The 23,024-nt window shown below is 52.0% G+C and carries 21 protein-coding genes; 4 read left to right on the top strand and 17 right to left on the bottom strand.

The window, feature by feature from the left end:
- Positions 1-24: 24 nt before the first annotated feature.
- The 6 genes from MWU62_RS07445 to cysQ all read right to left on the bottom strand — a co-directional run bounded on the left by MWU62_RS07445 (position 25) and on the right by cysQ (position 6,678).
- Entirely contained in the window at positions 25-981 is a 957-nt protein-coding gene (locus MWU62_RS07445; RefSeq protein ID WP_247114245.1) for an NAD-dependent epimerase/dehydratase family protein, read from the bottom strand.
- 27 nt (positions 982-1,008) lie between these two features.
- Entirely contained in the window at positions 1,009-2,445 is a 1,437-nt protein-coding gene (locus tag MWU62_RS07440) for an MBL fold metallo-hydrolase (RefSeq protein ID WP_247114244.1), read from the bottom strand.
- Between the two features lie 28 nt (positions 2,446-2,473).
- Positions 2,474-4,414, bottom strand: coding sequence for a nucleoside-diphosphate sugar epimerase/dehydratase (locus MWU62_RS07435; RefSeq protein ID WP_247114243.1), 1,941 nt, complete (start codon positions 4,412-4,414; stop codon positions 2,474-2,476).
- A 32-nt stretch (positions 4,415-4,446) separates the two neighbouring features.
- Positions 4,447-5,004 carry a sugar transferase gene (locus MWU62_RS07430; RefSeq protein WP_247114458.1) on the bottom strand — a complete coding sequence of 186 codons (558 nt, stop codon included), beginning with the start codon at positions 5,002-5,004 and terminating at the stop codon, positions 4,447-4,449.
- 392 nt (positions 5,005-5,396) lie between these two features.
- Complete coding sequence (locus MWU62_RS07425) at positions 5,397-5,663, bottom strand: type II toxin-antitoxin system ParD family antitoxin (protein ID WP_247114242.1); 267 nt, start codon at positions 5,661-5,663, stop codon at positions 5,397-5,399.
- A 247-nt stretch (positions 5,664-5,910) separates the two neighbouring features.
- A complete protein-coding gene (gene cysQ / locus MWU62_RS07420) occupies positions 5,911-6,678 on the bottom strand; it encodes a 3'(2'),5'-bisphosphate nucleotidase CysQ (RefSeq protein ID WP_247114241.1) in 768 nt (255 codons plus the stop codon).
- A gap of 196 nt (positions 6,679-6,874) precedes the next feature.
- Here cysQ and MWU62_RS07415 point away from each other — a divergent pair, with 196 nt between their 5' ends.
- From MWU62_RS07415 to MWU62_RS07405, 3 genes are all read left to right on the top strand, one after another.
- Entirely contained in the window at positions 6,875-8,236 is a 1,362-nt protein-coding gene (locus MWU62_RS07415; protein ID WP_247114240.1) for an MBL fold metallo-hydrolase, read from the top strand.
- Positions 8,233-10,434, top strand: coding sequence for a mechanosensitive ion channel domain-containing protein (locus tag MWU62_RS07410; RefSeq protein ID WP_247114239.1), 2,202 nt, complete (start codon positions 8,233-8,235; stop codon positions 10,432-10,434). Before MWU62_RS07415 ends, MWU62_RS07410 begins: the two co-directional genes overlap by 4 nt.
- Before the next feature lie 167 nt (positions 10,435-10,601).
- Positions 10,602-11,546, top strand: a complete 945-nt coding sequence (locus tag MWU62_RS07405) for a hypothetical protein (protein ID WP_247114238.1) — start codon at positions 10,602-10,604, stop codon at positions 11,544-11,546.
- Positions 11,547-11,551: 5 nt separating this feature from the next.
- Here MWU62_RS07405 and MWU62_RS07400 read toward each other — a convergent pair whose 3' ends face one another.
- Entirely contained in the window at positions 11,552-12,340 is a 789-nt protein-coding gene (locus MWU62_RS07400; RefSeq protein ID WP_247114237.1) for a hypothetical protein, read from the bottom strand.
- 411 nt (positions 12,341-12,751) lie between these two features.
- On the opposite strand from MWU62_RS07400, the gene MWU62_RS07395 reads away from it, so the two are divergent.
- Positions 12,752-13,000: an RNA-binding protein gene (locus MWU62_RS07395; protein ID WP_247114236.1), complete on the top strand. Its 249-nt coding sequence runs from the start codon at positions 12,752-12,754 to the stop codon at positions 12,998-13,000.
- Positions 13,001-13,022: 22 nt separating this feature from the next.
- Here MWU62_RS07395 and MWU62_RS07390 read toward each other — a convergent pair whose 3' ends face one another.
- The 10 genes from MWU62_RS07390 to MWU62_RS07345 all read right to left on the bottom strand — a co-directional run bounded on the left by MWU62_RS07390 (position 13,023) and on the right by MWU62_RS07345 (position 23,013).
- Complete coding sequence (locus tag MWU62_RS07390) at positions 13,023-13,301, bottom strand: YkgJ family cysteine cluster protein (protein WP_247114235.1); 279 nt, start codon at positions 13,299-13,301, stop codon at positions 13,023-13,025.
- Positions 13,302-13,309: 8 nt separating this feature from the next.
- The gene (locus MWU62_RS07385; RefSeq protein WP_247114234.1) at positions 13,310-14,296 is read right to left on the bottom strand and encodes a diaminopimelate dehydrogenase; all 987 of its coding nucleotides are present in this window, start codon (positions 14,294-14,296) and stop codon (positions 13,310-13,312) included.
- Positions 14,297-14,301: 5 nt separating this feature from the next.
- Positions 14,302-16,521 (bottom strand): OsmC domain/YcaO domain-containing protein, encoded by a 2,220-nt coding sequence (locus tag MWU62_RS07380; protein ID WP_247114233.1) that lies wholly within the window; start codon positions 16,519-16,521, stop codon positions 14,302-14,304.
- Positions 16,522-16,650: 129 nt separating this feature from the next.
- Positions 16,651-17,583 (bottom strand): EamA family transporter, encoded by a 933-nt coding sequence (locus MWU62_RS07375; RefSeq protein ID WP_247114232.1) that lies wholly within the window; start codon positions 17,581-17,583, stop codon positions 16,651-16,653.
- A gap of 132 nt (positions 17,584-17,715) precedes the next feature.
- Entirely contained in the window at positions 17,716-18,357 is a 642-nt protein-coding gene (locus MWU62_RS07370) for an RES family NAD+ phosphorylase (RefSeq protein WP_247114231.1), read from the bottom strand.
- An 11-nt stretch (positions 18,358-18,368) separates the two neighbouring features.
- Positions 18,369-18,815: a hypothetical protein gene (locus tag MWU62_RS07365; RefSeq protein WP_247114230.1), complete on the bottom strand. Its 447-nt coding sequence runs from the start codon at positions 18,813-18,815 to the stop codon at positions 18,369-18,371.
- Between the two features lie 162 nt (positions 18,816-18,977).
- Positions 18,978-19,865 (bottom strand): 3-hydroxyisobutyrate dehydrogenase, encoded by an 888-nt coding sequence (gene mmsB, locus MWU62_RS07360; protein WP_247114229.1) that lies wholly within the window; start codon positions 19,863-19,865, stop codon positions 18,978-18,980.
- Positions 19,866-19,927: 62 nt separating this feature from the next.
- On the bottom strand, positions 19,928-21,010 hold the full coding sequence (locus tag MWU62_RS07355) for an enoyl-CoA hydratase/isomerase family protein (protein ID WP_247114228.1): 1,083 nt from the start codon (positions 21,008-21,010) through the stop codon (positions 19,928-19,930).
- Between the two features lie 30 nt (positions 21,011-21,040).
- Positions 21,041-21,820: an enoyl-CoA hydratase gene (locus MWU62_RS07350; protein WP_247114457.1), complete on the bottom strand. Its 780-nt coding sequence runs from the start codon at positions 21,818-21,820 to the stop codon at positions 21,041-21,043.
- Positions 21,821-21,846: 26 nt separating this feature from the next.
- A complete protein-coding gene (locus MWU62_RS07345) occupies positions 21,847-23,013 on the bottom strand; it encodes an acyl-CoA dehydrogenase family protein (protein ID WP_247114227.1) in 1,167 nt (388 codons plus the stop codon).
- Between the last annotated feature and the right edge of the window lie 11 nt (positions 23,014-23,024).

Genomic DNA, 23,024 nt, shown 5'->3' with positions numbered 1-23,024 from the left:
TTGATTAGAGAACGCTAAAATCATTTACCTAGACACACCTTCTTCGACAGCAAGAGTGTCCTGAAAGCCCTGTAACCCAGTCATACAAGGCGCCCACCCCAACATGCCTCGTGCCTTCGAATCATCTAGAACTAGAGACCCCGTCAAACGGTCCATAATCCCTTTTAGTCCTGGCAACGCCCCCGCTAGTCTGAAAACCCAATTCGGTATAGATAAGCTGTAAGCTGAGAGAGCACGTCCGTATGCTTTACGTAGCTCACTCACCACCTGTGCAGTAGAAAGGCCCTGCCCGTCACTCACCAAAAACGTTTGATTGGTAGCCACAGGATGCCGCAATGCCAACTCCGTGAATTGCACCAGATTACCAATATAGATCATGCTTCGTTGGTTTTTTATGCCATCGATAAATATGGGTATTCGACTGTTGGCCCATCGCATCAGTAGCCGAAAATTACCTTTTACACCCGGCCCATAGACTAGCGGCGGGCGGATAATAACGTACTCCATTTCAATTTGGCGGCAAATTTCCGTAAGCTTTTCTTCGGCCTCGCACTTGCTTACAGCATAAGAGCCGCGAGGATTGAGCGGGCTACTTTCGGTAAAGGGGCCACCGGTTTCGCCATGAACTTTAACAGTACTAAAGTACACAAGGCGGGTTACACCCTGAGCTGCTGCCTCTCGCGCCAATCGCTCCGCTCCCAATGCATTTATCTCATGCAGCCTTTGCGCACGTTCTGCGGCACTTCTGCCCTCGGCTGAGTTTGCGGCTGCGCAATGAATGACTATTCGTACGCCTTCCAGAGCCTCGCTCCAGTTCGTCGTTGCACCAAGCTCTCCAATCCTTACCCACTTTAGCTTTGGGTGGCACTCCGGCCCGGGCTCGCGGCAAGCTGCAACCACAAACATCTCAGGCTGCTTTAGCAGTGATTGCACCAAGGCACTACCAACAAAGCCTGTGGCGCCGGTAACCAAAACCTTCATAACTCAACCTGTTGTGTATTAAAGACATTACCCGCTGGGGATAAGAACTCTGGAATAACCCAAATCGTCAAGGCGCTGTTTGAAGGCACGCTTTGCAGAGTCATCACCGTGAACAACACGTATTTCTGTTGGTCTTTTAGGTATGCCTTCAATAAATCGAATCAAATCTAACTGCCCCGCGTGAGCGGAATAACCACCTACTTGATGCACTCCCGCTCGGATATCAAGCCTCTCGCCATCCAACTCTACCCAACCACCTTGAGGGCCATAGGTAAGAATATCCCGCCCCGGGGTGCCCGCTGCCTGATAACCTACAAACAACACATCGTTTCTGGCTTCGCCAAGCATTGCTTTAAGATAGTTGACCACCCTGCCCCCGGCGCACATGCCAGAGCCAGCCAGCACCACGCAGGGGCGATGCGAGCGCGCCAGATATTCAACGGCGTTTAGGTGGTCTTCGTGGCTGTTAATAACCGTTAGCTGCTCAAAGGAAAGAGGGTGCCGGCCTTGGCGAAGCAAATCCGCTGCTTCGGCATTCCAAAATGGCTTAAGTTTGCGATAGATGCTCGTAAACTCTGCCGCTAACGGCGAATCTACCACAATTTCCAAATCCTCCCAGACCACGCCATCCGCAACTGCGTCATGCTGGAATTCGTGTATCAAACCTTCGATTTCATACAGCAGTTCTTGAGTTCGGCCAATACTGAATGCGGGTATCAGCACTGTACCGCCATCCGCCAAAGCGTGCTCCAGAATCGCTTTCAGGCGGTAGCGTCGCGTCTCCCGGCTCTCGTGGTCTTTGTCGCCATAGGTGCTTTCTATCACTAGGCGATCTGCCCGCTCGGGTGATTCGGGCTCTTGCAATAACGGTGCATGAGGGGCGCCTAAATCTCCGCTAAATACCACCCGTTCCCGTTGGTCTCCGGAAACCGCCTCACACTCAACGTAAGCGGAACCCAAAATGTGCCCCGCGCGCTGGAAACGCACCGAGAGTGAGCAGTTTGATTCGGAAAATACTGAGTGCCACTGCCCGTAAGGCACAGGCACCAGCCTTGAACGGATCAGCCCAAGCACCCGGTCTATTAACCGCTTATCCCTCGTAAAGCCAATCTTCAAGGCGTCTTCGAGTATTTCAGGGAGCATTAAGGCCGAAGGCTCGGAGCAGATGATCGGCCCCTCGAAACCCGCTGCCAGTAAATACGGAATTCGCCCAACGTGATCGATGTGCACATGGGTGACAACCAAAGCACGGATATGCGAAATAGGAAAGTCAATGGAGAGGTCCGATGCGCTGGCACCATCGCCCTTTTCTTGACCTTGGAACAGCCCGCAATCAACCAGAATGCCAGCAGTTGTAGAGGTTGAGCTTGGCTCTGCGACAGGCTCGATCCCGAAGCCAAGAGTGAGTTCATGGCAGGAGCCGGTAACCCCAGTGGTTGCACCGTGATGAGCTATATCTATCATTTTCAACAATCCTTGTTGTTCGCTTTAATCAAACAGGAAGGCGATGTATTTTTCCAGTACCTTCTTTTGCAACGATCAAGTCATGCCCACTATTGCACCAGACGAGATCGGCTATATCACCATTCGGCGTAAATCCGGTGGGTGCACTTTTGAGAGTTTCGACAATCTGGGCGCAGTCGAATTCGCGACTCGCTCGCGAAAGCTTGTTTAAAACCAACTCCAGATCCTCCCAATCCATGGAAGCCTCTCTCGCCATCATAATGCGTGGGTGAGATGTGCCTTGGGGGTCGTCACCAATCAACAACTCCTCAAACAACTTTTCACCCGGCCGCAAACCTGTGAAAACGACTTCTATGTCGCCATGTGGCTGTTCGGGCGTTTTTTCCACAAGCCCCATCAGGTGAATCATCTTGCGAGCCAGATCTGCAATTTTAACAGGCTCTCCCATATCCAAAACGAATACGTCACCTCCGGAGCCCATACTTCCGGCTTGCAGTACTAGTTGGCTGGCCTCCGGGATAGTCATGAAATAGCGGATAATGCTGGGGTGTGTAACGGTAACCGGCCCCCCATCGCGAATTTGATCACGGAACAAGGGCACCACTGACCCAGAAGAGCCTAATACATTGCCAAAACGAACCATCGAAAAAATCGTAGCATTCTGGCGTTGCGCCAAGCCTTGCAATACCAATTCGGCCATGCGTTTGCTGGCACCCATTACATTTGTTGGGCGAACGGCTTTGTCTGTTGAGATCAGCACAAACCTTTCTACCCCGGCGGCTATTGCTGCCTCAGCCATGTGCAGGGTTCCGAATACGTTGTTCTGGACGCCTTCGATCACATTCTGTTCTACAAGCGGCACATGTTTGTATGCGGCAGCATGGTAAACCGTTTGGATGCGAAAACTACGCATCACCACCTCGCAGCGTCGACGATGGAGCACTCCCCCAAGAATAGGGTGTATCTCCACATTCAGGCCCTCAACCCGATTGATAGACTGCAACTCTCTCTCTATGGCGTATAAGGAATACTCGGACTGTTCAAATAGTACAAGAGCACTCGGCCTATGGTGAATAATCTGCCGACACAATTCTGAACCGATTGACCCGCCAGCACCGGTCACCATTACTGCCTTCTTATACAGGCTGCCCGCCACTTGCGCGCTATCAGGCCGAACGGGGTTGCGGCCAAGCAAATCCTCAATTTCCAGATCGCGGATATCGTTGATTCGGGCCTGCCCTGCAACCAACTCTGTCATTGAAGGAACTGTTTGAACCGGCAGCTTTAATGATTCTAAACGGCTGAGAAGTTGCTTGCGATCAATCTGTATATCGGCATCTAGCGCCAACAAAAATCGCTTAACACCATGGACACGCATAGCTCCCTCTAGCTGATTCATTGCAAGCACCGGCAGACCGGCGATAAGGGATTTATGCTTGGTTTTTTGTAGGCCAATAAAAACCACGGGGTGATATTCGGTACCCTGTTGTAGAGCCTTCGCTAATTGAGCGCCGGTTTCACCAGCGCCCACAATCGCGATGCATTCTTTGCCACGCGTGAACGTATGCTGCACTAACATGCGCATACTCATCCGGCTTCCGCCTACGAAAATAAACGCTAAAGCGGCGTATATCACTGGAACTGAAGGGGGTACCGAGGCGCGAAGGCTGTATCCCAAAATGACAAAAAACAGGGCAGAAATGCCAACACCTATGATGATGGTAAAAAAAGCGCGATCGCTCATGTATCGAATAACCGCGCGGTAAAGACCAAGGCGAACAAAAACACCAAGAGTTACTAGGACTGTAAGACCTGTAATGAGCAACTGACTCTGATCAGGCAGCCAGAAACCCTGCTCCAAGCGCAAAGCAAACGATGCCCAAAGTGCAAAAGACAATGCTACGGCATCAACGGTTACAGAAATCAGCCGCTTTTGAACACGGGGCAGCTTTAAGAATAATTCAAACATCTCAACATCCTGTCACGCCTGAGGTTAGGAACCTAATCGCCGCTGGGTATTCTATCACCCAAACCTTTACCAGATATTGTCAAAATCATGTATTTAAAGTAATTCGAAATGCTCAGGCTCGCCAGCATCTTTGCATCAGTTTGCGCTAACAATTGGGGCGTAGACATATCGATGCCTTGCACCTGAGCCAAACCGGTGACACCCGGCCGAGCCTTGAACACGCCCAGCCGCTCACGCTCAGCAATCAGCTCTTCTTGGTTGAATAAACAGGGACGTGGGCCCACCAAGCTCATTTCACCTTTTAGAACATTCCACAGTTGTGGCAATTCGTCTAGCTTGGTTCGGCGTAAAAAACGGCCAAGCTTGGTGATGGAGGAGCTGCTTGCTAAATGGCTGGCAACAGAGGCCGTGTCAACCGACATGGTTCGGAACTTCACGAGCGTGAATGGTTTTCTGAACCGCCCCACGCGTTCTTGTCTGAAAATTGGGGCGCCTGTGTCAAACAGCCCGATAATGTAAAGGACCAAAAAAACCGGAAAGCCCAATAGCAAACCGAAGAACGCAAACAAGAAATCCAGAGTGCGAATCAAAATGCCCAAACCAAGGGTATCAACCCAATAGCCACCGCCCCTACCAACGCCGATAAGGGCGCACCTATACGTACATAATCCATAAAGTGATCCCGGCCGCAAACCATCAACAGAGTCAACTTAATTGCTCAAGAGCCGCGCCGACATTCTGATTGCGAAGAATACGAACTATCGTGACGCAGTTTCCATCAGTTCGATAATAAATAGAATGGCTTTTGTATACACAAAGCCTATACTCCGCTTTAACGTGATCTATCGCGGGGTATAGCTGAGGTTGCCGAGCAATCTGCTCAAATTTCGCCTCCAAGCCGTCAGCGTAGGCATCAGCTTGAAGTAAACCGAAATTTAATAGCCCAAACACATAGATAGATTCAAAATCCTCATCGGCTCGCTCACTGAGCCTGTAACTTGCCATCGCTTTGAAGCCTCTCCTTGGCTGCCTGTCGAATCTCCTGAGGAGTACGGTTGCTAAAGCCGCTTTGCTCGCCCTCCAAAAGAGCGGCGCGTAACTGCTCCAACCCAGTATTCCGTTCCTGATCCCTGCGGATCAAATCTCGAAAGTACTCACTGTCGTTTGTAAAATCGCCATGGGCAATGCGCGATTTCACCCAACTATTCTGGGTATCAGTGAGTGTTATTGTTTTACGTATCGTTGTCACAAAGACCTCCACATCAAAGCTCATACTATTGGTGCAGATTAACATACTTTTGTATTCTTCATCCCCTCTCCCCAACCCCTCCCCCGCATGGGGGGGGAGGGGCTAAAGCCAAAAGGAGGGAAACTCCGCCCCTTATTTCCTCTCTCCCTTGCGGGAGAGGGCTAGGAAGAGGGGGCATCAATCAAACCTTAATCCACCCTCTAAAACTCTCTCTAAACGGACATGCGCCGCTGACCCAGGTATATTTTTAAAAATGCCAACCTCCCGCAGCAATAAAATGCGGATTCAAAACATCTTCCTTTCCATACCGTAACGGTTCGCCATCCAGCTTTCGCACATCGCCGCCCGCCGCTACCAATACGGCATGGGCTGCTGCCGTATCCCACTCACTGGTAGGCCCTATGCGCGGATAAAGGTCTGCGTGACCTTCGGCTATGCGGCAGAATTTAAGGGAGCTGCCCGCTTGAATGGTTTTATGGGGGCCGAGTGCTCTTATAAAGTCCCGGGTTTCATCGTTCATGTGGTTTTTGCTGGCGACGACACGCTTGGTTGCGGGCGGCTCTGCCACATAAATTCGGTGAATTCGCCCAGTTCGGTCGCGCTTGTGGGCACCTTCGCCTTTTATTCCCCAAAAAGCTTCTTTTAAAGCAGGAGCTGTCACAACGCCCATTACCGGCTCACCGTCTTCAATCAATGCGATATTCACTGTGAATTCACCGGTACGCTGGGTGAACTCTTTGGTGCCATCAATGGGGTCAACCAACCAGAACCGCCGCCAATGCTTGCGCTCTTCCCAGGGTGATTGTGTACCCTCTTCCGAGATGATTGGAATATCTCTGCTGATATTGCGCAGGCCTTTTAGAATGGTTTCGTGGCTTGCGACATCCGCAGCGGTGATGGGCGATTGATCTTCTTTATAGCTCACTTTGAAATCGGATTGGTATATGTGAAGCACTCTTGTACTGGCTTCATCGGCGATCTTTATGATTTCCGAGAGCATTGAACTAAGGGGCATATATCGAGTCCTGCTTTGCGGGTGTCGGCGCTATGGTATCAAATAATGCAAGCACACCCTTCCAATTTTGACCAAGCTATTTACTGATTATTCACCGGCTTGCCTAACCAGCCTTTTCTAAAGCGACGCTTTCAGGCAATCTGACTAGGCCCGTTTCAGGCGTTTTCCATCCTGACTAGCCAGAAGGCCTTGTGTTATGAAACTTCGCTTCCTCGGCGGAACCGGTACGGTGACCGGTTCGCGCTACCTGTTATCTGACGATAAACACCGCGTATTGATCGACTGCGGTATGTATCAGGGGGTTAAAACCCTACGCAGGAGGAACTGGGCGAAGTTCCCCGTAGACCCGAGCACCATTGATGCTGTGGTGCTCACCCATGCCCACATAGACCACTCGGGCTATCTTCCCGCGCTGGTAAAAAACGGCTTCAAGGGTAAGATTTACTGCACTCAAGGCACTCACGATTTGTGCAAAGTATTGCTTCCGGATGCGGGCTATCTGCAAGAAGAAGATGCCAAATATGCCTTCCGAAAGAAGTTCTCAAGGCACGAGAACCCGGAACCACTGTTTACGGTGAAAGACGCATGGGAATCTCTAAAGCACTTCGAGTCCTATCATTACCACCAAACCTTTGAGCCGGTAAAAGGCTTTGAAGTGACCTTTACCCCCGCCGGACACATTCTTGGCTCCGCTTGCGTGCACGTGCACCACAAAGCCAATGACCGCACCGTGGTATTCAGCGGTGATGTTGGCAGGCAAAACGATCTGATTATGCGGCCGCCTGAGCCGATCAAGAAAGCCAATGTGCTGGTGTGTGAATCTACCTACGGCGATAGACTGCATGAGGATACCGACCCGGAAGCGGAGTTGGCCGAGATTATTACTCGCACCGCTGGCCGAGGCGGCATTGTGCTGATACCGGCTTTTGCCGTGGGTCGAGCCCAGATGCTGCTCTATGTGATTCACAAGATCATGAGAGAGGGGCGCATCCCGAAGCTGCCGGTATTCCTCAACAGCCCCATGGCCATCAAAGCGACAGAGATTTTTTGCACGCATCACAAGGAACACAAACTCAGCGCCAACCAATGCGAGGTTATCGACAGTCACACTGAGTTCGTTCGCACGGTGGATGAGTCCATCAAGCTGGATTCTTTGCGCTACCCTTGCATTATCGTATCTGCCAGTGGCATGGCTAGTGGTGGGAGGGTTCTGCATCATTTAAAAACCCTGCTGCCAAATTACAGAAACAGCGTGGTGTTCGCGGGTTTTCAGGCGCCGGGCACTCGGGGGGACAGGCTGGTTGCAGGGGCAGAATCGATAAAAATTCATGGTGAATACTGGCCCGTAAAAGCCGAGATACACAACATGGGCTCTCTCTCGGCTCACGGCGACTACAATGAACTCCTGCAGTGGCTTGAGCAAGGCGCTCTAGAGCCTGAACAAGTGTATGTTACCCACGGCGAAATGCTAGCCAGTGATATTATGCGCAAACGCATCAATGAAAAATTTGGTTGGAGCACCGAGGTACCGGACTTGTTTGAAGAGGTAGAGATTTGAAGTTAACTGCGCTCTTTTTTGGCTTGGTCTTATTGTTCACTGCGATGGGCACTACTCAAGCCCAGCCCTTTACGCTGCCCGGAATTCCCGGGTTTTCGAGCCAAGCAGAAAAAGAAGAAACAGCTTCACCAGAGGAGTTGGAGGCGTCTCTTGAGGTAACTATTCAGGCTCTGGAGGATGACGAAAACCGACGGGCCTTGGTGCAACAACTGAAGACCATACAGGAGGGATTGCAGGCGGAGTCATCTCAAAGCGGCCAAGGGGCTTCCAACGGAGAGGGTTTGTTAGGTGCTCTTGCCCTTTTGTTTGATCAAACCACTAATGCAGACAGCACTGCCGAAACACCTCTTGGCCAATGGAAAACACATTTCCGTAATGCCTATGGCGCAGCTGAGAAGCTTCTGGCCAGTGCCTCCCATCGCGTACTGGCAGAAACCGCTGCCGGGCTTGTTGTTTGGATAGCGGCACTCTGGGGCCTTTCACGTCTTGCTCGTCTGTTTTTTTCATGGCGCGGCTGGCCACTCACAATGCCAAGGCAACCCCGGCCCTGGATGTTAATCGCCCACTTTGTGCGGCGGATTGTGCCTTGGCTTCTGACTTTTGTTGCTCTTTTGGCCGGGCTGCCAACGTTTGGCATGTCTGAAGAGGCGCAAACCACGATTCTTATTCTGGCTTATGCAGCCTTGAGCGCGCGCGGATTAACATCGCTATTTGATGTGATGATTTCGATTTTCTCCAGCGGCCATCGCTTAGCGGCTGTTCAGATTTTGCGCCGCCGAATGCTCCTACCGCTATTTATTATTGGCGTACTGTTCGCATTGGAGGACGCTCTTGGCACCAATGAACTGACCGAACCATTAGGCAACGAACTGGCCAGCGCGCTCGCGCTGATCTTTAGTGTGATTGCGGCCATACTTAGTTTTTATCTGATTATCCGAAACCGCCGCCCGGTCACACACTTGATTCGCAATCGCCCTTACAAACAGCGCCAAAACCAAGGTGTTTGGCGGGAAGTGACCGCTCTGTTGGCGAGGCTCTGGCATATCCCCATGCTGATGGCCATCAGCGCATCAGTAGTCGCTGTTTTTGCAAACGGCGGCGAAGCAGATGCAGCCTTGGGCAAGGCTATGGTTTGTGCGCTACTGCTTGCGTTGACTCTCGCCCTTCAGGGGCTGATTGGCATTCAAGAGAACCGCCCGCAACATCAAGCGCTTAGCACGTTCAGCCGCAGGCTAGTGCGTTTCGGTTACCGCTTAATACAAACGGCGGCGTGGCTGCTGTTTTTCGAGTTGATACTACAAATATGGGGTCTATCTTTGCTGGGTGTTGGAGAAAAACCTCCAGTCAGCCCCGGGCTCGCGAGCAGTATGATTGGCATCGTTTTTACCGGTCTGATTGCTAACCTAACGTGGATCTTCGTGGATGAGCTTTTAGAAAGAGCCATGCGCGGCGGCGACCGTAAAAAGCGAATCAACCCGGCAAGGGCCCAAACAATTCTGCCTATTGCGCGAAATACGCTGCTCATAACAATTCTGATCATAACCACATTGGTAGGTCTTTCTACCATTGGCGTTGATGTAACCCCTCTGCTGGCTGGTGCGGGTATTATTGGTTTGGCCGTTGGTTTTGGTGCGCAAACACTGGTGCAAGATTTGATTACCGGGCTGTTTATTGTTGTTGAAGATTCCATGTCCGTTGGGGATTTTGTTGAAATCAACGGGTTCATGGGCACAGTGGAAGGTTTCAACATGCGCACCGTGCGCTTGCGAGATCTCGAGGGGGTTGTTCATCACATCACGTTCAGCAAAATCAGCTCTATTCACAATATGTCCCGGCAGTTTGGTATCGCTCTCATCAAAATCCGCATTCCCCGTGAATTACCAATTGATGATGCCATTCTTCTAATGACGGAGACGGCCGAAGAACTGCGCACACTGCCAGATATGCGCTGGCTAATCTGGTCGCCGCTTGAAATGCAGGGTATTCACTCGTTTGAGGAAGGTTGCCCCGTGCTGCGTATGCGGATGCGCACTAAACCGGAGTATCAGTGGGATGTGTCCCGAGCCTTTAACCTGCTACTTAAACGGCGCATGGAGGAGCGGTACATTGATGTTGCAGCACCAAGGATAAGTGTGCAGATGGAGGGCGAAGGTGGTACCCGGTCGCCGCATATAGATAGGCAGGCGCCGGGGGCATAACACGGCTTAACCTATGCCTTATATAAAGCGTCACACCTACTTAATCGCGCATTTTCTAACCAATCATTACATAGCTGACATTTTAATCAAAGGGTACTAAACTGAGAATAATAGTTCTGGCACCCGCGTGTTCAGTGGCTATAAAACCAAGGACGAAGGAGAGAGCAATGCATATAACAAACAGTACAATTTTCAGCTCAAAAGCTGGATTAGCAGTAGTGTTTTCAGCGTTACTAGGTGTTACTGGCTGCGGCGGCTCAAGCAGCTCCGGTGGAGGCGATCCGGCTAACGGAGGTGACAACGGCGGAGGCAACGGTGGCGGCACCGTTAACGAACAACCCGCAAATATTCAATCGGAAGATGATGCCGAACTGGGTGCTAATGCAGCCGTTGAATCTGCTCGTCAGGCTATTCTTCTTGAAGATGTCCCCACCGGAGGCTTCCCTGGTGGTGTAACCATCGCAGAGCAAAGCCAATCAGGCTGGCTTCATACCCACACTCTTGATCTTGTAAAACTCAACCAGCTACCCACAGCTGCCGATGTTGTCGTAATTGAAGGCGATTGCGGCGGTAACGTCACGTTCGACTCCAATGACGGCGGGAACAGCCTTAGATACAATTTTAACAACTACTGCGTATCAGATGGTAGCGGCGGCGATCGCCAAGTAGTTGACGGTACAATGTCTTATTTCGGTTATGAAAATATTGGCACCGAAGGGCGCTGGGGCTACGATTTCAACTACACCATTACATACCGAGGCGAAACTGAACTGGTACAAGGAAGCTACACCTGCAACGGAACCGGTTTCACTGGATGTAGCTACGCCAATAACTACGAAGGGAGAAACGGCAGAAGCTACCGCTCTGAGAATGTCTCCGTTTCAGAATCCAACGGCAACTACGATGTAAGCGCCCGGGTTTATGACGAAGATATCGGCTACGTAGACTATCAGGCCAGCAACCTTGTTCTTTGCGAAGGCGGTTACGGCTTTTCTTCGGGCACCATTACCGTATCGGACGAAGCCAGCAATGAAGTGCTCACCGTTACTTTCTCTGGTTGCTCTTCGTTCACCATGACCTATCAGGGTACTGGTTACACTATCGAGTACTAACAGGCTTAGAACCTCAAGCCTACTGCAAACCCGGTCAGCCAGCTTTGGCTGGCCGGTTCTTGTACCTGCAAACGCCCCCCTCCTGCGCGGTTCACGATTTTGGTGTCACTTTTCCCAAACTGCCAAAAATGACTAAACACCTTAAACTCAACCGGCCCCATAAAAGCGGCAGCCTGAAAACTCGCACCAGGTTTTGAGCCCAAACGGATAGATGGCGAGCCCGCATTAATTTCAGTTAAATCAACCTTTACACTTGCCTCAAGGGTATAAAGCGCCCAACCCTCTAAACACCAAGCATCCACCCAGCCCAGCGCTACGTTTTTGCAAACCGAGCCACCAAGCCCCAACTCCCGCCACCGATACGCTTCGTTAAGTCGCAGAGTATTGCTCGTAGGAAGAATATCCCTCTGCCACTTTCGCAATCCAGCACGCACCATGGGTGTAAAGCGGTAATTGTGAAAACTGATCTCTGGTCTACCCAGCGTTAACTCAAAAAATGTTTGCTCTGTATCTGTGCGTGTTTTTAACGGGCGGCCAGATTGGGTCATCCCACGGTAGCGCACATCGTCAAAAAGCCGGGAGCCGGAGAGTTTTATCCAGCCCAAATCAGAAACATCAAACGCCAGTTCAGCTTGAATACCCGGCAAGGTTCCGCTTTCCTGATTGAACGTGGCTCCGGAGTCAGAGCGCTCCTCATACTCGAAATGCCCAAGCACACCGCCAACTTCAACCCGCGCACCTGCCATGCCGGGTAGGCTGTAGCTCATAAAGAAGAGAACAGTGAAAAGGCGCATTTGTATTGCGTTTCGTGCACCCAATCTGATCCTGAAGCGCCCACCATACATAACTTTAACACCCTGATTTCGGAGTCACTTCAGCTTAGCTGAGTTTCTATAGCTCACAATCTTCGGAAAATGCGCAGAAGCGCTTAGACCATGCTTTATTACCAATTAGTTTGTCAAAATACTAATTATTGATTTTAGATACTATGGGAGAATCGAAAACAAATATGCTGCTTGTACACGCCCACACCGGCGCAATATTGAAGTCATAGTCAAATCCGGATGTAGCAACGCCTTGCGAATATGCATCGCTTGGGCGAAATCATGGTGGGGTTGACCCGAGCCGCACTGAAAAAGCAGCTTGTTCTTACCACCCCACACTGAAACAATTGGCGCGACAATTACCTTCTCATATGGTCCATCATGAAACTATTAGTCCGTAATCTCGCCCGCACAACCACAGAACAGGAAATTCAAGAGCTGTTTTCAGCCCATGGCACGGTTGCTGAGTGTACTTTGGTACTGGATAAAGAAACCGGAAAGTCCAAAGGCTTCGGCTTTGTGGAAATGCCGAATGCTAAGGAAGCCAAGATGGCCAAGGCGCAACTGAACGAAACCCGGGTAGGAACAAACAGAATTCGGGTAAGGATTGCTCAGGAGAAAGAAGGTTAACCTGACACCAAGCGCTAGGGCTTTAGGCTTTAGGCTCGTTGGCGGTGCGCTCTTCTATACACTCGTAGCCGCCCATTTCGAACTCGCGGCAAATAAACGGCCGTTTTTCATATATTGAGCACGACATGGTAGTGCGGTCCAACGCCGCACACCAGCCGTCGTCCAACCGCGCCATGGTTCTGCCGCCCCATTGATCGGTTTCAATAAAGCGCTCTGGCACGCCTGTCTCGGTAATTAGCATTACTTCAAGCCTGCAGCAGCAGGCTTGGCAGTTTGAGCAGCTAATACCGGGATCAGGCATGTTAGATATCAGAGCAGGTCTTTGCGCAATTGCGCTGGGGTTTTGGGTGACAGCAAGCCGGGAGCCACATCAAATACAGATCTGGCACCGGTTTCGCCTGCCTGGGCCATTTTATGAACCGCGCGAGTGTAGGCTACCAGCACACTGGCGGTGAACTCCGGGTTGCTGCCAAGGGCGAGCGAATACTCAATGGTTTGCTTGCTTTGTGTGCCCGTATCGCCACTGCGAATCACAAAGCCGCCGTGGGGCATGGCGCTGTGCTCGGCCGCGAAGGTGGCTTCGTCAATAAAGTTAACCGTGGTGTCGAAGGGCTCGAAATAGTCCGGCATGGTGACAATGCTGTTGCGCACTGTGTCTTCATCGGCACCGTCTTCCAGAACAATGAAGCATTCCCGCACGTGCTTTTCACGGGTACTCAGTTCTGGCTGCTCACCGTTGCGCACACGGGCGATGGCATCCTGAGAGGGCAAGGTGTACTGCACGCCTTTTTTAACACCCTCAACACGGCGTACTGCATCCGAGTGACCCTGGCTCAAACCCTTGCCCCAAAAGGTATAGGTTTCGCCTTCCGGCAAAATGGTTTCACCAAACAGACGGTTCAGTGAAAACAGGCCGGGGTCCCAACCCACTGACATGAGTGCAAGCTTGCCCGCCTTGCGCGCGGGCTCATCCAGCGCCGCGTGGTATTCATTCACTTTGGCATGGGTGTCGAAGCTGTCGACAGTATTAAAGAACTGTGCCAGATAAGGCCCCTGCTCCGGCAGATCGGTTTTCGAGCCACCACAAAGAATCATTACATCCACATCGTTCTGGTACTGCTCAATATCGGCCATGGCATAAACCGGCACTTTGCTGTCCAGAAGTGCAACACTGGCGGGATCGCGGCGGCTGAACACGCCAACCAACTGCATATCCGGATTCTGCGCCAATGCAGATTCCACACCCCTGCCCAGATTGCCGTATCCGGCGATGCCTACTCTAATTTTGTCTGCCATGATAATTATCCTTTAGCGTTTAAAGTTTGCGAGGGCAGCTCGATACCGGCCTTGGCGGCTCGTGCTGCATGGAGCTTTTTGTAGCTGTCGATCAGCCGCAGGTGCCTGTCCAACCCTTCCAACTGCATGTTGGTAGGCGTCAGACCATAGAAGCGCACGCTGCCATCGAGGGAGCCGGTTACGGCGTCCATCACCTCATCCCCGAACATCCGCCGGAAGTTAAACAGGTAATCACTCAGCTCCAGCTCATCGTCCAGCGTGGCTTCCAGCGCGGCGCACATGGCCTGATAAAAAAGACCGCGCTCTACTGTGTTGTCATTGAACTGCAAGAACATTTCTACCCTTTCCAGGGCGTCTTCGTATTGCTTGAGTGCCAGATTGATCAGCAGTTTCAATTCCAGAATGGTGAGCTGGCCCCACACGGTGTTTTCATCAAATTCAATGCCGATAAGGGTAATGATGTCTGTGTAATCGTCTATCTGGCTATCGTCCAGGCGCTCTACCAAAGCAGCAAGCTGTTCATCACTCAGGATGTGCAGGTTAAGAATATCTTCGCGATAATCCAAGGCCCGGTTGGTGTTATCCCAGATCAGATCCTCTACCTGATACACCTCGGAATAGCCCGGCACCAGCATGCGACAAACCGGGGCGCCCAGATCGTCAAAAATAGCAGTGTAAACTTCGTGGCCCATGTCTTCGATGATTCCGAAAAGTGTAGCGGCCTCTTCTTCGGTGGTGCCACTGAAGTCCCACTCCTGAAAATCTATATCCGCCTTGGCACTGAAGAAACGCCAGGACATCACACCGCTGGAATCAATAAAGTGTTCCACGTAATTGTTGGGCTCGGTGATGGCCAGGCTGTTAAACGTGGGCGGAAGAAAATCGTTCAGGCCTTCAAAGCTGCGGCCTTGCATCAATTCGGTAAGGCTGCGCTCCAGCGCAACTTCCATGCTTGGATGGGCACCAAAAGAGGCAAACACACCGCCGGTTTTCGGGTTCATCAGGGTGACGTTGGCTACCGGAAAATGGCCGCCAAGAGAGGCGTCTTTTACCAGTATGGGGAAACCCTGAGCTTCCAGAGCCCGTACCCCCTCAAGAATACTTGGGTACTTTTCCAGAACATGCATAGGCACATCTGGCAGGGCGATTTCTTCCTGAATGATCTGCTTCTTCACAGCCCTTTCGAGGATTTCCGATAAGCACTGAACCTGTGCTTCTGCCAAGGTATTGCCCGCGCTCATGCCATTGCTGAGGAACAGGTTTTCAATAAGGTTGGTCGGGAAGTAAACGGGCACACCGTCGGAGTGACGCACGTAGGGCAACGCACATATTCCGCGATCCACACGGCCGGAGTTGGTGTCGATCAGATTGGAGCCCTGCAGTTCGCCATCCGGGTTATAAATGGCCAGACAGTGATCGTCCAGAATGCCTTCCGGTAATTCATCGTTGGGGCCAGGCTTGAACCAGCGCTCTCTCGGATAATGCACGAACTCGCTGTTGGCGATGTCCTCACCAAAAAACTGGTCGTTGTAGAAGAAGTTGCAGTTCAAGCGCTCAACAAACTCCCCCAGCGCTGAGCACAGTGCACTTTCTTTGGTCGAGCCCTTGCCGTTGGTGAAGCACATGGGTGAGGCTGCATCACGCATGTGCAACGACCAAACGTGAGGGACAATGTTACGCCAGGAGGCAATTTCAATCTTCATACCCAGATCGGCCAGTATGCCGCTCATATTGGCAATGGTTTGCTCCAGCGGCAGGTCTTTACCTTCGATGTAGGTATCCTCACCCCCTTCTGGCTTGATCGTCAGCAGCGCCTGGGCGTCTTCATCGAGGTTATCAACGATTTCAATCTGGAAGTCCGGGCCGGTTTGCACCACTTTTTTGACCGTGCAGCGATCAATAGAACGCACGATACCCTGACGATGCTTTTCGGGCAGATCATCCGGCAGCTCAACCTGAATTTTGAAAATCTGTTTGTAGCGGTTTTCCGGATCAACAATGTTGTTCTGGGACAGGCGGATGTTATCGGTTGGAATATCCCTCGCCAGGCAGTACACCTTCACAAAATAAGCGGCGCACAGGGCGGATGATGCGAGAAAATAGTCAAAGGGGCCAGGTGCCGAGCCATCGCCTTTATAGCGAACGGGCTGGTCGGCAATCACCGAGAAGTCATCAAACTTGGCTTCAACTCGGAGGTTGTCGAGATAATTGACGTTAATTTCCATTGCGAGGGTACTCGGTTTAGAGATTTCGGCGCGCCTTAATTACACAGTGCGGACCATTCAGGGGCGGTCATTATAGACATAACGCCGCGCCACTCCTACCTAGTACCAATCACTACCTCAGCAGCACACTTATTCAGCGGGGCTGGCAGCTGCTGGCCGGAAAACTCGCCATACCCGTTGCAGTTTCTCTTTGGGCAGAATGACCAACAAGTTACCGGCAAGCACCAGGGATACCCCTGCAACCGCCTCAATCGTCCAGATGTAATTTTCAAAAACCGTTGATAGCGCCAGTGCCACGATTGGGAAGAGCACCATGCAGTAGGCTGCACGCTCAGGGCCAATACGTCCAAGTAATGTGAGAAAACTCCCGAAACCAAGTACGGAGCCGATCAAAGCCAGATAAACCAGAGAGCCTGTGTAAGCCCATGTGGTTTCAAAACCAAAGGCTTCGCCCCTACTCCAAGCGATTAACGCAAGTGCAAGTGCGCCATAAGCCATTCCATAGGCGTTGCTTTGCATAACAGGTAGCTGCACCGACTGATTGCGTGCAGATAACATATTGCCAAAGGAGGTAATGAAGGTTCCTGCCAGACTCAGCATCATAGCTCGCAATGTTGTGCCATCAGCATCCAGAGCACGAATTTCCGGCAGGAATACCAGACAAATGCCCACTAGCCCAAACGCTGCCCCAACGATAACGGAACGCGGAACACGGTTACCAAAAAACAGTGCCCCGTTAACGATGTTCATGACGATAATGGTGGAGAACACAACCGCGATAAGACCGCTGGTGATATTGGCTGCAGCCTGATAAACCAGCATGTAATTGAACCCGAATAGCATCAGGCCCTGACCTGCCATCCAGAGGTGTTGGCGGAAATCGAATTTCATCTTCCGTCGGGTAAGGCTGCACCAAAGCATCAGCACCAGTGCAGACAAACCGAACCGGTATGCGATAGATACATCGCCGGGCACTTCACCCAACTGCAAAGGGATTGCGATAAAGGTTGATCCCCAGATCAACACGGTCGATAAATAGAGCACAAAGGTGTTTGTCAGCATAGGTAAAGCGGCCTGCAACCGTGATCAACAACCGGCTACGTTTTTCGCGCTACCGATCTTTCATTTAAAAAAATCATTCTCCTACTTATAGTTATCTTGCTCAATAGTTTTTAGATTAAAACCGGTTCTCTGCTAAATGAAGTGGTACTCTGTGAGCTCCGCGTACTTGGTAAACCGCTCGCCGTCCCAGTGCAACGAGTAGTGGCCAGCTTGCGTGACTGGGCTTGTAGCGGGGGGCCGTAGTAGCGCCACGGCCTCGGCTCCATCAGCCCGTATAGAGCTGTAAAGAATTCCGAATTCTCCGGAGTTTATAAGGTTGGCTGCCACCTGCTGTCCGGGTGAGTAGTTTGTATCGTGCATGTATTGGGGTTGGCCCCGGAGATCCACCAGAGGTTCAACAACCTGCCCGGTGTAACAGCGAACCACTGCCGAATAATCGCTGCCCACACCGAAACCGCGCCATACCTTACCTGAATGATAAATCCATTCTTTGAGTGCTGTTTCCAAACAGTCTCCTGCGTAATAGGCGCCTCGGGAACGGGTATTGAATCGCCCTTCTGACGGGTAACAAAACGACGCCATCACTGCGCCCCATCCAGGGCCAGCCCGATAATCCTTTTCATCAATATAGCGCGGCCAGTGAACAACTCTATCGCTGGTTGCCGACTCCAGTTCACCAAGAAGAATGGAGTCGGGGCTCTCAAAGCAATCTATCGGTGGGTATTTACTGTGAATAATACGGTAATGCTTCCAATGCGGTATTACTCGATCCATCGTTTTATTTCCTAGCCACGCATTGCGTCTAGATTACGACGAATGTAGTAAAGGGCTTCCATGGAGCCCTGTTCCAGCAAATAACTCTTGATGGATAATCCTTGTAGACCCACCAAGTCAACCGGCTTCTGGAACCATTCGTTGGCCATGTTTTCGTGGCCTGACGGAGCTATGAGAGTAAGTGCCTTGTGGATACCAAGTAGTAAACTGATTCGATCCATCACATCTCGAGACACTTCTACTGTTGCTCCGGCATTTACTTTAGCTTGCCACCCAGTCAAAGTGCGACGACTGATACCGCCAAGGAGCGTTCCCAGATCGTCCATGGTCAACCCCCAACGTTCGCGGCGATCAAACAGCCAGCGAAGCCCTGCGGTGCTGTGAGCATCAGTCAGTGTCGGGCCGTCATTTCGAGGTGGCACTGTGTCGACGGGGTAGTGCTCTCGCAAAACCAACATACTCCCCTCCCCTAATGACTTTTACATTGTTTACCCATTTATATGTTGATTATAGTGCTCTCTCAACCGACAGGCAATAATGCTCACACTTTAGGAATTTGCGCAGATTCGCCATCCCTGAACATACTTTCCGGGGCACAGAAAACTGCGCCCCGGTATAAGCTACTCCGGCTTGTAAAAACGCTGGATGCTTGAGAAATCCAGAGTTCCGTTGCCTTGCTCGGCATGGAGTGTGAACAGGTTTCGGGCGAGAGAGCCCATGGGGATGGCGGCCTGATTTTTCACGGCGTTATCGAAGGCCAAACCAAGATCTTTGTTCATCAAGTTGACCAAAAAGCCGCCCTCGTAATCCCGTGATGCGGGTACTCCGTCCATCACGCCCGGCCATGGGTTGTAAACATTCAAGGCCCAGTTGCCGCCGGAGCTCTGCTTCATGACTTCAGATAGAACCGCAGGGTCCAATCCGTTTTTCACGCCTAGAGCTAGGGCTTCACTGGTGCCTGCCATCAAGATGGCCAATAGCATGTTATTGCAGATTTTAGCGACTTGCCCTGCGCCGTGGTCGCCAGCATGGAAGATATTCTTGCCCATGTTTTCCAGAATCGGTTTTGCTTTGTTGAAGGTGTCTTCGTCGCCGCCGCAAATGAAGCTCAGTGTGCCCGCTTTGGCGCCACCGACACCGCCGGAAACCGGCGCATCGAGGAACGGAATGTGCTTTGCCTCTGCCTGCTCCGCCACGCCTCGAGCGGTCTCGGGAGAAATGGTCGATGAGTCAATTACCAGCGTGCCCTCGGGCAGAGCCGTCAGCAAACCATCTTCTCCCAGATACACCGCTTCAACGTGTTTGCCAGCCGGTAACATGGTAATTACGCACTCGGCACCCTTGGTTGCGTCGTGGGCTGTATCTGCTGTTTTTGCACCTTCGGAAACCAGTGCGGCTACGGCGTCTTTTGATAGATCAAACACGGTTACGTCGTGCCCGGCTTTTACAAGGTTGCCAGCCATTGGGCCACCCATGTTGCCCAAGCCGATAAAGGTAATCTTTGCCATATTCATCCCCTTGTTTTTGTATTCGGTTGATTAGGCCGCTTATGTTCAAGCGGCCTGTTTGGCTAGCTCTCGAAAAAGCTGTCGATCCAATCGCTGTCCATTTCTTCCAGCGATGTATAACGCCAGCGGGGTTGCTTATCTTTGTCGATTAAAAGCGCACGCACGCCTTCGGCAAACTCGCCTTTACCAAGGCAGTTTTTGGACAACGTAAGCTCTTTGTCGAGCACCTCACGAAGGCTATCCTGTCGGCAATTGCGCAAGTGCTGCCAGCACAGTGCCAAGGATGTTGGCGAAGCGGCACTCAACGGCTTGGTCGACTTGGCCAGCCAGCCTTCACCGCTAGCCAGCTCCTTCATTTGAGCCACTATGTCGGCCAATGTGTCGGCATCGGTGACGCGGTTGATGGTATCGAAATGCGCCCGCACCGGAGACTCTGGCAAGGCATCGGCGCTTTGGTTTTCGTGCTGCCTGAGCACACTGCTCACTACGGCAAAAGCGTCTGCCCCCTGCCAGTTATGGGCAGTGAGATCAGCCACTACGGCAGCTTTTGTTTCATGCTTGATAAAGCGATCTGCAAGGCCCATGAACAGTGCATCTGCCGCATTCATGCGGGCACCGGTTAGCCCCAAAAACAACCCTGTGCGCCCGGGAGTGCGGTTCAAAAACCAGCCTGCTGCTACATCCGGGTACAGCCCGATACTGCTCTCCGGCATGGCCAGCATGGATGCTTCCGTAACTACCCTATGTGAAGCGCCAGCCATGATGCCAATACCGCCCCCCATAACAATCCCATGCCCCCAACACACCACAGGCTTGGGAAACGAATGGATTAGATAGTCCATTTCGTATTCTTCCGTGAAAAACGCGGTACCCACGCTGGTGCCGCTTCCGCTCTGGGGCTCGGTCATGCTGCGGTATAGCGCAACTATGTCGCCGCCTGCGCAAAACGCCTTGTCACCCTCAGCCTCAATCCAAACGGCACGAACGCGATCATCTTCAGCCCAGCTTTTGAGCTGTGGCGTCAGCATCCGAATCATCTCCAGAGAGAGTGAGTTGAGCGCCTTGGGCGTATTCAGCCGAGCTACGGCAATTAGCGCGCCGTCAGCGGTTTTCCACTCTTCAAATACAATCGGTTGGTTGCTCATAAAAATCCTTAAACCGGTAGGTTTCGGGTTTCAGCGGTTTTTCCATTCCGGTTTACGTTTTTCCAGAAAAGCATTCACGCCTTCTTTCTGGTCCTCGGTGGAGAACAGCTCAACAAACAACTCACGCTCCATGCGCCAGCTATCGGAATGGCTGCGTCCATCACGGGAACTCATAACCAGAGTTTTGCAGCGTGCAACCGAAGACGGGCTCTGTTTGCATGCCATTTCTGCCAGTTCCAGTGCCTTCTCAAGGCTCTTGCCAGTGGGCACAACCTCTTCAACCAGACCAATCTGCAGTGCCTTGTCAGCCTTGACTCGCTCACCGCAAAGAATCATACGCTTGGCCCAACCCTCTCCAACAATCCAGGGCAGGTTCTGGGTGCCGCCAGCACAAGGCAGCAAGCCGACCGTTGCTTCTGGCAGTGCCATCTGGGCATGCTCTTCGGCAATGCGGATGTCACAGGCCAGTGCGCATTCAAGGCCACCGCCCATGGCGTAACCGTTTACCGCGGCGATGGATACGCCCCGGAATGCTGTCAGCGCGGCAAAGGCTGCCCCGAACAGCTGAGCCATTTCGTTAGCACGGGCCTTGTCGCCATCCGCAAAGGTCTTAAGATCAGCCCCGGCAGAAAAGAACTTCTCGCCCTGCCCGGTCAGAACCAGCGCAAAAATGTTTGTGTCTTCGTTAAGCTCACGAACGATTTTTGTCAGTGCATTTAGGGAATCCGCCGTCCATGTATTGGCCGGTGGGTTATTGATCGTCAATACTGCAATGTGTTCGCGTTTTTCGAGTTGAATCAGTTCGCTCATCATGGTTCTCCTGTTATTTTTGTGCGTTATTGGATGGCCTCGGCCACTCCATCATCCAGCAGGCGACGGGCAACAATTAACCGCATGATTTCGTTGGTGCCCTCCAGAATTTGGTGCACACGCAGGTCGCGCAGGTAACGCTCCAGAGGATACTCCCGGATATATCCGTAGCCGCCGTGCAGTTGCAGTGCGTCGTTCACCACATCAAAACAAACATCGGTTGCGAAGCGCTTGGCCATGGCACAGTGCAAAGTGGCTTCGGTATCACCGCTATCGAGTTTGAAGGCACCTAGGCGCACCATCTGCCGGGCTGCCACTAGATTGGTTGCCATGTCTGCCAGTTTGAACTGCAGTGCCTGAAAGGCTGCCAAAGGTTTACCGAATTGTGCCCGCTCATGCATATAGTTGCGGGCTCTGAGCAAGGCAGCTTGTGCGCCGCCTAAAGAGCAGGTAGCGATATTGAGGCGACCGCCATCAAGCCCTTTCATCGCAATGGCGAATCCGTCACCTTCTTCACCAATGCGGCTGGTTGCGGGAACACGAACGTTCTCAAGGCTAATCATGCGGGTGGGCTGGCTATGCCACCCCATTTTCTCTTCATTCTTGCCGTAGGAAATGCCTTCCGCATCCGCAGGAATCACGAATGTGGAAATGCCCTTGGCACCGGAATCCGCCGCACCGGTGCGGGCCATCAATACAAGAATATCGGTTTCGCCAGCGCCGGAGATAAACATTTTACTGCCATTGATGATGTAGCTATCACCCTCTCGAACCGCCTTGGTTCGCAGGCTTGCTGCATCGGAGCCAGCACCGGGCTCCGTAAGGCAATAAGACGCTAACCACTCACCACTGGCCAACTTTGGCACCACATCTTGCTTGAGCGCATCAGACGCAAAGCTTGCCACCATCCAGGTTGCCATATTGTGGATGGTGATAAAGGCAGCCGTTGAGGGGCAGGCTGATGCCAGTTCCTCAACGATGACCGATGTATCAAGCCGCGACAGCCCCATGCCACCCAGTGCTTCCGGGGTGTAAATCCCCATAAACCCCATCTCCCCGGCTTCTTTCAGTACCTCAACCGGAAAGATGTGCTCGTCATCCCATTTGGCCGCATGGGGGGCCATGGATTTTTCAGCAAAGGCACGGGCCGCTTCGCGGAACGCCTGCTGGTCTTCTGTGAGGTTAAAATCCATCGTTTCTCTCC

Source organism: Marinobacter sp. S6332 (assembly GCF_023016045.1).
GTDB lineage: Bacteria > Pseudomonadota > Gammaproteobacteria > Pseudomonadales > Oleiphilaceae > Marinobacter.
The sequence above is the reverse complement of the archived record's forward strand: the minus strand, read 5'-3'. Positions and strand labels throughout refer to the sequence as shown.